We start from the raw sequence: 13,340 nt of genomic DNA, 5'->3' as shown, positions 1-13,340 counted from the left end.
GTTGAATGGAGTTCGGGAAGTGACTCGCCCATACTTCGTTTCGCTGCCGGTGCGTACGAAAAAGACGCATGAGATCAAGGGTAATTTGGTCCGAATGCAATCCCGATGATTATCGATCGCACGGTTGCCCGATCATCGGAAGATGCGTTTGAACATAACGGCACCGCGTGCCGACGAAGGGATGAAAATGTTGACTTCAGTGAGTTTCCTCAAAAAGAAAGCCGCTCGTTTTGCATGCGTCACAATGGTCTGCTGCGGCACGCTTCTGACCGGCTGCGCCGGCGGCAGCATCAACAACGCGACCCAGACCAGCGCTCAACCGCAAGTGCGCCCGGACAACATTTATGTCTATACCTTCGACAGCAATCCGGATCAGGTGAAACTGGACAATGGCGGCATGCTGAAGAAACTGGAATCGCACTTCGACGGCTCGTCCGCCGCGCAAAAGCAAACCGCCGATGCAGTGGCCGTGCGTGAGCAGGTCGCCAACGAAATCGTGCATCAATTGCAATCGATGGGGCTGCGCGCGATTCGCTCGGACGTTCCCGCCCCCGCCGACCAGAACGTCCTGCTCGTGCAAGGCAGCTTCGACAAGATCGATGCGGGCAATCGCCGCCGCCGCGTGCTGATCGGCCTGGGCGCGGGCAAGAGCGAGGTCAGCAGCTCGGTGCAGATTCTGTACAAACCGGCGGGCGGCACCGCGCGGCTGGTGCAAAGTTTCAATGCCACCGGCGACAGCGGCAAGGCACCCGGCATGGTCGAAACAGCCGGCGCGGGCGCCGCGGTGGGCAGCATTGCGACTTCTGCGGCCGTAGGCGGCGGCTTGCACGCTGTATCCGAAACCAAGAAGGCCGGTGTTTCAGCGGACGCCAAGCGTCTTGCTGACGCGGTGGCAAAACAGGTGGCGCAGATCGGCGTAAGCGGGGGCTGGCTCTCGACGGACCACGTCAAAGGATAAGCAAGCTTTAGCAGCTTGAACGGTAAAGGGCGCGGCGTCACGAGAACCACACCGCGAAGCGCGTGCCCGATACCAGACTGCTCACGGTCAAACGCCACTCGTGAGCCGTGGCGATCTCCTTGCAGATCGCAAGCCCGAGTCCGGCGCCGTCATGCCTCGCATCCGGGGCTCGCCAGAAGCGCTTGAAGAGAAACGGCAGGTACTCCTGCCGGATGCCCGGACCTTCGTCCTGAACCTGCACCGAGACGGCATCGACGATCAGCACGACCGCGCTATGCGCCGGCGACGCATTGATCGCGTTTTCAACAATGTTCTTGAGCAGAATGAACAATGCGCTGCGGTCGGCCCAGATCGACGACGGCGCGACCGCGGTTTCGAGCCGGAGCGTCACCTCCTTGCGCTCGGCCTTGCGGGCGAGATAGGTCACCACGTCCTGCGCCACGTCGACGATATTCACCTCGCCGAAACTGAAGTTCTGCGACTCGCTGACTTCGGCGAGATGCAACAGTTGCCGAACCTGACGCGCCATCAGATCGATCTCGCGAAACAGCAGGTCCTTGTCGTCGATCCCGGGTTGCAGTTCGATCTGACCGCGAATCAGGGTGAGCGGTGTCTGCAACTCGTGCGCGGCCGACGCGAGAAACTGCTGCTGCACGGCAAAACCGTTTTCGAGCCGGTCGAGCGCTTCGTTGAAGGCATGGATCAGCGGCTTGATTTCACTCGGCACGCCCGCGGTGGAGAGCCGCGTGGTGAGGTTGCGCGGCGTGACGCGCGCCGCCGCGCGCGAGGCCTCTCTGAGCGGCCTGAGCACCCGATGCACGGTAAAGGGGAAAGTCAGGCCAAAAATGATCGTGGCCTCCACAATGATCGTCTTGATGATCGCCGGCATCGGCCTGACCTTGGCGTCGATCAGCGCGTCGACGAAACGCTCCGACGTGGCGGTCTGGGTATAGAAAACCGCCGAACCATGCGGCGCCCGAAGCGTCAGGACTTCGAACGGTTTCGCGCCGATTTCCGCCCGCTGAATATTGCCGACCAGCCCGGATGGATCGCCCGCGATCCATGCTTCATACCCTTCAGCACCTTTCGAGGCCAGCAACACGTTGCCGCGTTCGTCGAGTACCCGGTACTTCAGCTCCGTTGGCGCTACCTCGAAGAGCCAGGCCTTCTTCGCAGGAAGCGCCACGGAAACCGGACGGCCGGCATTGTCGAAGCGGATTCCGCTCATGATCTCCGTGGCGTTTTCCATCTCCTCGTGCCGCCCGAGCATCTGCTGAGGGTAGTGACTGAACGCGTAGGTGGCAGCCGTCGCCAGCACGGTCAGGCTGATCGCCAGAGCGGCAATGCTGGTCACCCAAAGCCGCGCGGACAGACTGCGAATCCAGTGATTGAGCATGGTGAGCAATGGGCCGTTGATTTAGTGCTGCGCGGTGGGACCCGCGGCAACCTGGAGCGCGAAGCCCGCGCCGCGAATGTTGGCGAGCCGCGTTGTCGCGCCGACCGCCGTCAGCTTCTTGCGCAGCCGATGCAGCGTGACTTCGAGCGCGTTGGGGGTGACGGCTTCGCCGAGTCCCCATGCGGCATGTTCGAGCGTTGCATGCCGTACGGTGGCGCCCGCCGCTTTCACGAGGCACAGCACGATCTGCAACTCGGCGGGCGCCAGCAGAACGGACTGCGCGCCGCAGCGCATGGCGCGTTGCTGCGGATCGACCGTGATGTCGCCAAACGAGATCACCAGTTCCGTCAGCGCCACCGGGCGGCGCATCAGCGTACGCACCCGCGCGACCAGCTCGCTCATGGCGAAGGGCTTGGTCACGTAGTCGTCCGCCCCGTTTTCCAGTCCGTCGACGCGGTCATGCAGTGCGTCGCGCGCCGTCAGCATGAGCGAGGGCGTCATCTGCCCGGCCGCGCGCAACGTCCGCAGAAAAGTCAGGCCGTCGCCGTCCGGCAAACCGCGATCGATGATAAGCACCGCGTAGTCGCCCCGGCTCACGCCATAGTGCGCCTCCGAAATGGTGCCGAACACATCGGTCTCGATGCCCGCAGCGGAAAGCGCCTGGCGGATCATCGCGGCCAGGCGACCGTGGTCTTCGATCAGTGCGACTCGCGACATGCGGTGGCGCTCAATTGAATTCGTAAAGGTAACCGATCCGGGCTTGCGGAATATAGCGCTTGCCCACCAGCGGACTGTTGGTGATGCCGCTGCCAAGGTGCTCGACGCCGACGTCGAGAATCAGGATCTGATGGCGCGTGAACTTGTAGTCGACACGCGTTCCCACCGAGATGTCGTAAGCCGCCTTGCCGGCATATGCCGGGCGCCCGGCGCGCACTTCGGATGCGCGCACGCCGTAATAGTAATCGACATATTTGCTGCTCAGCCAATCCACGCCGGCGTGCGGTTCGAACGCGAATTTGCCGTATTCGAACGACTTGCTGAAGTCGATCGTGGCTTTCTGTCCCTTGTTGCCGCCTTCCAGAATGTCGCCCGAAAGCGTGCCGTATGCGGTGTGCCATGCGAGCGCCGGACCGTACCAGAACGCACCGTTGCGATTCTGCATACCGCTCAGAATCGGGGCATCGGAGGCCTTGTAGCCGTCGCCGATCGCGTACTGTCCGCGCAGCGCGAGGCTCACGTTGCTCCACTTGCCGATCTTCAGGTCGACGGCCGTGCCAAACGCATGCACCCATTTGTTGTCGAACGAAATCAGCGGAATCGGCGTGTATTTCGTGCCATAGCCTTTGTACGGCGCCGACTCGATGCCGGCTCCCACGCCCAGGCCCCAATGCGTTACGTTGGTCGCATTGTTCAGCACGGTGAAGCCTGTATCGTCCGCCGTGGGCGGCTCCGGGCTCTGGCCGTCGGCCCAGGCCACACGCGAAACCATGAAGAACGATGCGATCGCCAACAGAAGCCTGCGCTCACGGTAAAGAGATTTTTTCACGTCGAGTCCTGAGTAGATGGATGAGGCGGCATCGACTCTAAGACTGCTGGACTTACTCGTTACTTACTCAAAAGCGATGAACACCGGCACGTCCGGGGGCGGCCGTGCGCGCGGGTAAGTGCCAGATACGAGCCAGGTAAGTGTCAGGTAAGTCATGCGGGCTCAGCATTGGGAGCGACATCCGATCGCGGAACCCACTCGATGAAACCCACCACGACCACCGCCCTGCGCGCGAACGCCGTCCTTCTCTGCCTCTCGACATGCATCGCCACCCTCCCGAGCCTGAGCCTGTCCGTGCTGTTGGGCCTGTTCGACGACAACGCGCCCTTGCTGCCCTATCGGGTGGGCACGATCGGACTCGGACTGTTCGTCATGCTCTCGTTGAGATGGGCGGCACGCCGCGCGTTCGACGCGGCTTTTGAAGCACACCAGGTAAGATTGATCGACGAGCCCGCCGACCAGGCATCGATCGACGCGTATTGCGCACGTGCCTGGCTCGTTCAGTTGCACCTGGAACTGCAGGGACGTCACTGCATCGATTGATGGATCTGGAACGCTCGAGATTGGCTGTCATGGCTACGCCATATCAACGCGTCACGCTGGGGATGAGCCATTCCGCTTTCACCCGGGAGACATGTCATGCTGATTGTTTGTGCTGGAATTGTGTCGCAACCCGCCACGACACCTTACGCCGACGACGACGGCGCCGAGCAGGCGCCCCCCCCTAACCTCGCGTCAATCGACATCCGGGCCATGCTCGATACCCACGCCGTGTCGTTCCGGCACGCGGGCGTGTTGTCCGTGCGCAGCGGCTTGCAATGGCCGACATCTGGACACACTGCCACGCGCGCGATCATCGTGACCGTCACGCCGGACAAGCTGGCCACGCTGCAGAGCGCACTGCCCAGGCAGATCGACGGCGTGCCCGTCGACGTACGCGCTGCAGACGCCATGGAATCGATGCAGGCGCTCGACCCTTCACGATATTGCGCACTGGCCGAAGCACGCCACGAATTGCGGCAGCCCTATTTCGCGGACCAGGTGTTCTTCGACAAACAAGGCAACGCACTGGCGAGTCCGCCGGCGCCGCTCGTGGCGTTCGCTGCCGCCCGTGCGCACAAGGATGAGATTCCGTACACGCCCGCGCCCGACGCGAATCTCAATTCCGTGACGGAGCAGGTCTCTCTGGTCCTGCATGCGAGCCCCGATGCCGGATGGGCGGAGCTATCAAATTTCATTGCCGGCGTTCGCGAAGAACTGGTGGTCGGCATGTACGACTTCACGTCCGCGCACATTCTCACCGCAGTCGAGGCCGCGCTTGCCGATGGCAAAAAGTTGACGCTCACGCTCGACCATCCCGCGAAGAATCCCACGGCCGATCAGACCGACGAAGAAACCCAGACCGATCTCTCGAGCAAGCTCGGCGAGCGCTTTGCCGGTACGTGGGCGCTCACCAATGCCGATCCGAAGGCGCCCGTCTGGATCTATCCGAACGCGTATCACATCAAGGTAGCCGTGCGCGAAGACGATACCTTCTGGCTTTCTTCGGGTAACTGGAACAACAGCAATCAGCCGGAGATCGATCTGTCGAACGTGGCAGCCGCGCACAAGCTTGCCGAGACGCACGATCGCGACTGGCACGTGATCGTTACGAGCAAGGCGTTGGCAGACACGTTCCGCGCATTCCTGCAGCACGACTATACGGTTTCTCACGACGCGATCAATGAGGCCAAGGCGCAGCACATGAAGATTGCGGGAGCCGCCGCTCTCGAGGTTCCGCTCGAAGCGTTTGCAGCCGGAAAGGCTCCGCACCAGTTTTTCGCGCCGAAGACATTGACTGAGAAAGTGACGATCCAGCCGCTACTCACACCCGACAACTATCAGCCGCATGTTCTGGCGCTCATCGAGTCCACGCAGCAGCACTTTTACATGCAGACGCAATACATCCATCCGAGCGGACGCCCCGACGATGCAGAACATGACGCATTGATTGCAGCGGTGAAGGCGCTTGTCGACCGAAAACTGGACGTGCGCCTGATTACCAGTCAGTTTCAGAACGACGCGTGGGTCGAGAAGCTGATCGCGGCGGGTGTGCCCTCCTCCGTGCTGCGCCGGCAGGCGAACGTTCACAACAAGGGGATTGTCGTCGACGGAAACGTGGTTCTGGTCAGTAGTCAGAACTGGTCGGCGGACGGCACGCTGCGCAATCGCGACGCCGGCCTGATCATTCATAGCGCCGATGCCGCGGCGTATTTCGAGCAGATTTTCCTGCACGACTGGAATTATCTGGCTTCGCCGGTGGGGAGGTAATTTGTCCGTCACCCGCCAGCAATATGGCGATGTAATAATGTTGCTTCGTCCCCGCCCGGGCGGCTCGAGAACTTGCAGCCGGATGCGCTGCAGTCCGACACCGCCCGGGCGGGCACGCCTTCCACTAAACCTTGCATCGAACCATGATGCCGGGATTAGCCCTTCGCGGGACGCCCCGTCTTCACGGTCTCGAGCGACGACACCGTGGCAAGCAGACGCTGCGGCGCGGCCGATTCCAGCATCATCAAGCCTGCGCGCAACAGCTCGCTCTTCTTGACCGACACGCCGGCGTCGAGGCACTTCTGCTTGAGAGACGCGATCTTGTCGTAGTCCGACTTCGGCATCGTGAAGCTGTCGCGCACAACTTTCTCTTTCTTCGGCGGCTTGGCTTTCCTGGCTTCCGGAGCGGCGGCCGGTGCGGCTTCCGCGGCGGCAGCGCGTTTTGCCTTGGGCGCTTTCTCGACGACCGGGGCCGTTTCCGCGGCTACCGCGCGCTTCGCCTTGGCCGCTTTTTTAACGGCGGGCGCCGCTTCCGCAGCGGTCGCGCGCTTCGCTTTGGCGGGTTTCTTCACGGCGGGCTTCGCTTTTTTGGCTGCTTTCTTGACGACGGGCTTGGCTTCCGCAGCGGCCGCGCGCTTTGTTTTGGACGCCTTTTCGACCGCAGGCGCCGCTTGCGCAGGCTGTTCAGCCGCGACTGCCGGCTCCGCGCCATCTACCGCGTGCTTCGACGAGCTCTTGGGGAAATGGAACGTCTTCTTGGTGTGCTCTTTGGTGACGGGTGTTGTCATATGGTCCTCCGCGTTGATAACTGTATAAACAGTATATATCGTTTATCTTGTTATTGGAGGCCGGGTTCCGGTAAGGATTGCCCCCATCACCTGTACCGGGCACCATCCCGCAAACCGTACAGGTACTGTACCGGCATGCTTCGCTAGAATGCTCCAGAGGTCCTATTGACCGCCAACGGAGCCACCCATGTCTTTCCTCAGTCTCAGCCTCAGCGCGCTGCCCGCCGGCATTCTGTTCGCGCTCGCCACGAGCATTACGCCCGGTCCGAACAACACGATGCTGCTGGCCTCCGGCGTCAACTTCGGCTTTCGCCGCACGCTGCCGCATCTCTCCGGCATCAGCGCCGGGGTCGTCCTGTTGATGCTCTCGGTGGGGATTGGTCTCGGCGAAGCCTTCGTGCACTTTCCGGTGCTGTACACGGTGCTCGAAGTGGCGAGCGTCGTGTATCTGCTGTATCTCGCGTGGAAAATCGGCACGTCGGGCGAACTGAAGGTCAAGAAAGGCGATCGCCGGCCCATGAAGTTTCATGAAGCCATCGCGTTTCAGTGGGTCAATCCGAAAGCGTGGATGATGGTGCTGACCGCCGCCACGACGATCCACCTGAGCGAGAGCACCAGCGTGAACGCCATCGCGATGGCGGCGATCTTCTATGTGATCGGTTTTCCGTGCATCTGCCTGTGGGCCGGTTTCGGCACCGCGATGCGGCGTGTGCTGTCGGACCCCAAGCGCCTGCGCATCTTCAATGTGGTGATGGCGCTGCTGCTGGTGCTCTCGCTGTATCCGATCGCGCTGAAGCTGCTCGGCCAGTCCGCTTAAGACCGGGCACGGCTAGATCGCACCCTGCCCGACTCGCTCGATGAAGCGCCACAGTGCGTCGTCGGTCGAGTACGGCGCGTTGAAACGGAACCAGGCACTCGGGGCGTCGTCGGGACGAAAGTAGGAGCCGGGCGCGAGCCAGATGCCATGCGTGAGCGCGGCGGTCGCCACTTCCCCCGCGCGCTCCTCTTCGATCGGCAGCCGCGCCCACAGGAACAACCCGGCTCGCGGCCGGTGAAACAGTTCGAGGCCCAGCGAATCGAGCCGTTCTTCGACGGTTGCATGCGCGAGCTTGAGCCGCTCGTTCACGGCTTCGACGTGACGCGCATAGCGCCCTTCGAGCATCACCTTGTCGACGATCCGCTCGATCGCTTCCGACGACGTCAAACCCACCGCCATCTTCGTGCGCGCGAGTTCGCGCAACACCGCCCGCTCGGCGACCACATAGCCGCAGCGCAGCCCCGGCGTCACCGTCTTCGAAAAACCGCTGACGTAGAGCACGCGCTGCAAGCCTTCCATGGCGGCAAACAAAGGCGCGCCGGGCGGCGCCAGTTCGCGGCTGACATCGTCCTCGATCACCCACATGCGCTGACGCTCGGCGATCTGCAACAGACGGAACGCCGCCGACATGCCGAAGGTCGCGCCGGTCGGATTCTGCAGCGTGGTGTTGACGAAAATCGCCTTAGGCTTGTGCTGCGCGACCAGCGCTTCGAGCACCTCGGTATCGACGCCGGCCGGGGTGCGCGGCACGCCATGCACCACCAGCCCCGCCAGCTTGAGAATCTGCAGCAGATTGCAATAACCCGGATCTTCGACGATCACAGCGTCGCCCGCGCGCAGCAGCGTGCGGACGATCAGATCGAGCCCTTGAGTCGCACCCTGCGTGAGCAGTACGTTGGAGACGTCGACCGGCAAACCGCGCCGGTCGAGTTGCTCGGCGATCCGTTCGCGCAGCGGCGCGAAGCCGTACGGATGCCCGTAGTCGCCGAGCCGCGCCGCCGGCACCCGGCTCACGGCACGCAACGCATGCTGCAAACCCGCCTCGTTGATCCACTCGTTGGGCAACCAGCCGCCGCCCGCCTTGATCGGCACCGAATGGTCGGCGAACACATCGGACAGCAGCCAGGTCGCGGTCAGGCTCGGCGGCTGCCAGTCGGTTGAGGCGGCCCGTGCGGACTGCGTGCGCGCCGCCACGCGGTAACCGGACCCGCGACGCGCCACCACGAGGCCCATCGAAACAAGACGGTTGTACGCCTCGGTGACCGTGAAGGTGCTCAGTTCGTGGCTTTGCGCCAACTGCCGCACCGAGGGCAAGAGTGCGCCGGCGCGCAGCGACTGCGCCTCGATGGCGCGCGCGAAGCCTTGCACCACCTGCTCGACGAGCGTGGGCGCGGCGCGTCGGTCACGCTCAAGTTGTAGTTCGATCATGATCGGAAGTGAGGAGTCGACACAGTTATCGCAATTCCACCAACACAGTTAGCGCCACACTGCGTCAACTGTTTATGCCGCCATTAAACCGCGAACGCTACAGTTTTGGCTATGCCCCGAAGGAAGTCCCCTTGGGGGACCACTTCGAGGAAAAAACCATGACTTCGCGCCCCGTCATCGACGACCTGTCGTCTTTCTGGATGCCCTTTACCGCCAACCGCCAGTTCAAGGCTGCGCCGCGCCTGCTGGAATCGGCCAAGGGCATGTACTACCGCACCACGGACGGGCGTGAAGTGCTCGACGGCTGCGCCGGCCTCTGGTGCGTGAACGCCGGCCACGGCCGCGACGAAATCGTCGCCGCGATCACCCTGCAACTGTCGACGCTCGATTTCGCGCCGACTTTCCAGATGGGCCATCCGCTGGCATTCGAAGCAGCCACGAAGGTTGCTGAACTGATGCCGGAAGGTCTCGACCGGATTTTCTTCACGAACTCTGGCTCGGAATCGGTCGACACCGCGCTGAAAATCGCGCTCGCGTACCACCGTTCGCGCGGCGAAGGCCAGCGCACGCGCTTGATCGGCCGCGAGCGCGGTTATCACGGCGTGGGCTTCGGCGGCATTTCGGTCGGCGGCATCGCACCGAACCGCAAGACGTTCTCCGGCGCGCTGCTGCCGGCGGTCGACCATCTGCCGCACACGCATAACCTCGAACACAATGCATTTTCGAAGGGCCAGCCGGCCTGGGGCGCGCATCTCGCCGACGAACTCGAGCGCATCGTCACGCTGCACGATGCGTCGACGATCGCCGCCGTGATCGTCGAACCGGTGGCCGGATCGACGGGCGTGCTGATTCCGCCGCAGGGCTATCTGCAGAAGCTGCGCGAGATTTGCACGAAGCACGGCATCCTGCTGATTTTCGACGAAGTGATTACCGGTTTCGGCCGTGTCGGCAAGGCGACGGCGAGCGAATACTTCGGCGTGACGCCGGACCTGATCACGATGGCCAAGGCGATCAACAACGCCGCGATCCCGATGGGCGCCGTGGCCGCGAGCCGCACGATCCACGACACGATCGTCAACAGCGGCGCACAGGGCGCCATCGAACTGTTCCACGGTTACACGTATTCGGCGCACCCGGCTGCGGCGGCTGCGGCGGTTGCGACGCTCGACCTGTATCGACGCGAGGGCCTGTTCGAGCGCGCGGCGACGATGGCGCCGAAGTTCGAAGCCGCCGCTCACTCGCTGCGCGAGGCGAAGCATGTGAAGGACGTTCGCAACCTTGGCATGATCGCGGGCGTCGAGCTCGAATCGCGCGACGGCGCGCCGGGCGCGCGTGCTTATGAAGCGTTCGTGAAGTGCTTTGAAGCGGGCGTGCTGGTGCGCTTTACCGGCGATATTCTGGCGTTCTCGCCGCCGCTCATCATCGACGAAGAGCAGATCGCGCACATCTTCAAGACGGTGGGTGATGTGCTGGCGACGGTGCAGTAAGACGGATGGTGACGTGGCGCGCGTGAGATGTTGCGCGCGTCATTTAGCTTGCCTGCGTCGCGTCCTCTCTCTCGCCGGCGTTAGCGACGCGGGCAAAGTTCTTGTGTGTTGCGGCGCAGCGAAATATCGGGAAATTGGCCTATTGCGCTCGCGCCTGCCGCCTGGACGGCGTATCGTGATGGACTAGGGTTGGCGCCGTGGTCCGACCTGACGGGAGACGTCCATGAAGATACCTACCGTTCGCGCGGGCGCGCATATTGAAGGTGTGCATTGGGTTGCGGAGTACGCTGAAGACGTTCATGAGATTCGCGTGTTTCGCGAAGGTCAGGAAGTGGATGTGCATAATGCGCCGTCTTCATTGTTTGGCGATGAGGAAAATGCGGGGTCGAAGAGTACGGCTGATCATCGGGCGGTGGAAGCCGCCGTGCTGGCTTATTTGAGGCGGTTTGTGATTGAGCATGATGCAGAGGAGTAGTGGCTTTTTTTGCCTGCGCGGCGCTTTCTGTCTGTGTTTTTATGGCGTTGGCCTTTCCTTGCTTTGTTAGCGGTCTATTAGCGTCGCCCCTGTGCTGGGCGGCACTACAACTTACTTTCTTTGCCGGCCGCCCCAAAGAAAGATAAGCAAAGAAAGCGGCTCAAACCGCTAATTCTTAAGCGGGTCCCCTGGCTTGGAGGGGGTAGTGGTGCATCTGGAATCCGTGCCCTCGCACATTCGGCGTCAGTGACAAGGCCGTCATACTTCCGGCGGCGCTGCGCGCGCCGACGCGCATTTCGTAAAACCACTCGCTCCGTTTTCGCGATCCCGCTTTACTCGGCCTGGCGGCCCTTCCAGAATCCCATCGTGTTTGCGCATTCGGCGCCTCGCCGAGATGAAGCCGATGGCCCCCGCTGCGCGCAAACGAAACCCCTGGTTTCCCATGCAGCCCTATCCGCGACGTACGCAGTGCGGAGTGGGAGCTGATGAGTGCTTTGTCACAAGCGCGGAGTGTGCGGGGGCACGGATTCCAGATGCACCACTACCGTGGCTGTGCGGGGGCCCCGCTTATGAGCTGACGGTGTGAGCCGCTTTCTTTTGCCTTTTCTTTGCGGCAGGCAAAGAAAAGTAGGTTGCCGCCCCGCACAGCGGCAACGCTAATAAACCACTAACAAAGCAAGGAAAGGCCAACACCATAACAACACAGACAAGCGCCGCGCAGGCAAAAAAAAGCCCGCCTACTCACTCGCCCGTAACTTCTTAACCTCAGCATCAGAAGGCTGCACACTAGCCCCATCAATATACCGATACGAAGTCATCACCCCTTTGCCATCCTTAAGACCGGTAACCCCGACAAAAGCCCCCATTGTCGACTGATTATCCTGCGTCCGAAAGGTAATCGGCCCGAAGGGCGTCTCCACCCCTAGCCCCTTAAACGCGGCAGCCAACTTATCCGGATCAGTAGACCCAGCCTTCTTAATCCCCGCAGCAATCGACATCAACGCCGAATACCCGACCACCGACCCCAGTCTCGGATAATCGTGATACTTCGCCTGATACGCGTCCACAAACTTCTTGTTGGCCGCCGTATCGATCGAATACCACGGGTACCCCGTCACAATCCAGCCCGTCGGCGCCTCCGCCCCCAACGGATCAAGATAATCCGGCTCCCCCGTCAACAACGACACCACGCTGCGATCCTTGAACAACCCGCGCGTATTACCCTCGCGCACAAACTTGCCGAGATCGGCGCCAAACAGCACGTTGAAAATCGCATCGGGCTTCGCATCGGCAATCGCCTGCGTAACCGCACCCGCGTCGACATTGCCCAGCGGCGTCGCCTGCTCGGCGACAAACTCCACGTCCGGCTGCGCCGCCATCATCAGCTTCTTGAACGTCGCCACCGCCGATTGCCCGTACTCGTAGTTCGGATACACGAGCGCCCAGCGTTTCTTCTTCAGCTTCACCGCCTCGGGCACCAGCATCGCCACCTGCATATACGTCGAAGGACGCAGACGGTACGTGTATTTGTTGCCGTCAGCCCAAACAATCTTGTCAGTCAACGGCTCGGCCGCGAGGAAGAAAATCTTCTTCTGCTTCGCGAAGTCGGTCAACGCAAGACCCGTGTTCGACAGGAATCCGCCGAACAACAATTGCACCTGCTCACGCGCAATCAACTCCTGCGCGACGCGGATCGTGTCGCCCGGATTGCCGTTGTCGTCGCGCGACACGACTTCGAGCTGTTTGCCAAGGACACCGCCCGCCGCATTCACCTGGTCTAGCGCCAGATTCCAACCATTCTTGTAAGGCCCGAGAAAGGCAGGCTGCGCCTTGTAGCTGTTGATTTCACCGATCTTGATGGTCTGCTGCGCGCTCGCGCCAAAGGCCGCGAGCGATAGCACCGTTGAAACCGTAAGGCGAGAGATCCATCCTGCGCGCGTGGTCATGCGTTTCTCCGTTATCAAAAGGATTGCGGGAATGCGGTCGTTTTTATCAAGCGTTAAAACGTTTCGCGATTCGGTCAGCGAGCCGTGCTGCAAGTTCTGCTGCAAGTTCTGCTGCAAGTTCTGCTGCAAGTTCTGCTGCAAGAGCTACTGCAAGAGCTACTGCAAGCAATGCTGCAAGTGACGCGGCAA

General features: G+C 61.9%; 12 protein-coding genes. 6 read left to right on the top strand and 6 right to left on the bottom strand.

What is annotated here, in order from left to right; genetic code table 11:
* Positions 1-187: 187 nt before the first annotated feature.
* Positions 188-958 (top strand): DUF4410 domain-containing protein, encoded by a 771-nt coding sequence (locus tag B0G76_RS21335; RefSeq protein WP_120296638.1) that lies wholly within the window; start codon positions 188-190, stop codon positions 956-958.
* Positions 959-995: 37 nt separating this feature from the next.
* On the opposite strand, the gene B0G76_RS21330 is transcribed toward B0G76_RS21335, so the two are convergent.
* The 3 genes from B0G76_RS21330 to B0G76_RS21320 are packed head-to-tail and all read right to left on the bottom strand — an operon-like array spanning position 996 to position 3,900.
* Positions 996-2,354, bottom strand: coding sequence for an ATP-binding protein (locus B0G76_RS21330; protein ID WP_120294309.1), 1,359 nt, complete (start codon positions 2,352-2,354; stop codon positions 996-998).
* Between the two features lie 21 nt (positions 2,355-2,375).
* The gene (locus B0G76_RS21325; RefSeq protein WP_120294308.1) at positions 2,376-3,071 is read right to left on the bottom strand and encodes a response regulator transcription factor; all 696 of its coding nucleotides are present in this window, start codon (positions 3,069-3,071) and stop codon (positions 2,376-2,378) included.
* Between the two features lie 10 nt (positions 3,072-3,081).
* Positions 3,082-3,900 carry a MipA/OmpV family protein gene (locus B0G76_RS21320; RefSeq protein WP_259460665.1) on the bottom strand — a complete coding sequence of 273 codons (819 nt, stop codon included), beginning with the start codon at positions 3,898-3,900 and terminating at the stop codon, positions 3,082-3,084.
* A 201-nt stretch (positions 3,901-4,101) separates the two neighbouring features.
* Here B0G76_RS21320 and B0G76_RS21315 point away from each other — a divergent pair, with 201 nt between their 5' ends.
* Complete coding sequence (locus tag B0G76_RS21315) at positions 4,102-4,443, top strand: hypothetical protein (protein ID WP_120294307.1); 342 nt, start codon at positions 4,102-4,104, stop codon at positions 4,441-4,443.
* Between the two features lie 96 nt (positions 4,444-4,539).
* A complete protein-coding gene (locus tag B0G76_RS21310) occupies positions 4,540-6,210 on the top strand; it encodes a phospholipase D-like domain-containing protein (RefSeq protein WP_120294306.1) in 1,671 nt (556 codons plus the stop codon).
* Between the two features lie 155 nt (positions 6,211-6,365).
* Here the strand turns inward: B0G76_RS21310 and B0G76_RS21305 are convergent, their stop codons facing one another.
* On the bottom strand, positions 6,366-6,998 hold the full coding sequence (locus tag B0G76_RS21305; RefSeq protein ID WP_120294305.1) for a hypothetical protein: 633 nt from the start codon (positions 6,996-6,998) through the stop codon (positions 6,366-6,368).
* Between the two features lie 187 nt (positions 6,999-7,185).
* On the opposite strand from B0G76_RS21305, the gene B0G76_RS21300 reads away from it, so the two are divergent.
* Positions 7,186-7,815, top strand: coding sequence for a LysE family translocator (locus B0G76_RS21300; protein WP_120294304.1), 630 nt, complete (start codon positions 7,186-7,188; stop codon positions 7,813-7,815).
* Positions 7,816-7,827: 12 nt separating this feature from the next.
* Here B0G76_RS21300 and B0G76_RS21295 read toward each other — a convergent pair whose 3' ends face one another.
* Entirely contained in the window at positions 7,828-9,243 is a 1,416-nt protein-coding gene (locus B0G76_RS21295) for a PLP-dependent aminotransferase family protein (RefSeq protein ID WP_120294303.1), read from the bottom strand.
* Between the two features lie 158 nt (positions 9,244-9,401).
* Between B0G76_RS21295 and B0G76_RS21290 the strand changes: the two genes are divergently transcribed.
* Entirely contained in the window at positions 9,402-10,730 is a 1,329-nt protein-coding gene (locus B0G76_RS21290; RefSeq protein ID WP_120294302.1) for an aspartate aminotransferase family protein, read from the top strand.
* A gap of 223 nt (positions 10,731-10,953) precedes the next feature.
* Positions 10,954-11,205 carry a hypothetical protein gene (locus B0G76_RS21285; protein WP_054040320.1) on the top strand — a complete coding sequence of 84 codons (252 nt, stop codon included), beginning with the start codon at positions 10,954-10,956 and terminating at the stop codon, positions 11,203-11,205.
* A gap of 737 nt (positions 11,206-11,942) precedes the next feature.
* On the opposite strand, the gene B0G76_RS21280 is transcribed toward B0G76_RS21285, so the two are convergent.
* Positions 11,943-13,151, bottom strand: a complete 1,209-nt coding sequence (locus B0G76_RS21280) for an ABC transporter substrate-binding protein (RefSeq protein ID WP_120296634.1) — start codon at positions 13,149-13,151, stop codon at positions 11,943-11,945.
* Positions 13,152-13,340: the final 189 nt, after the last annotated feature.

Source organism: Paraburkholderia sp. BL23I1N1 (assembly GCF_003610295.1).
GTDB lineage: Bacteria > Pseudomonadota > Gammaproteobacteria > Burkholderiales > Burkholderiaceae > Paraburkholderia.
Note: the sequence above shows the minus strand (reverse complement) of the source record. Positions and strands in the feature narration are given on the sequence as shown.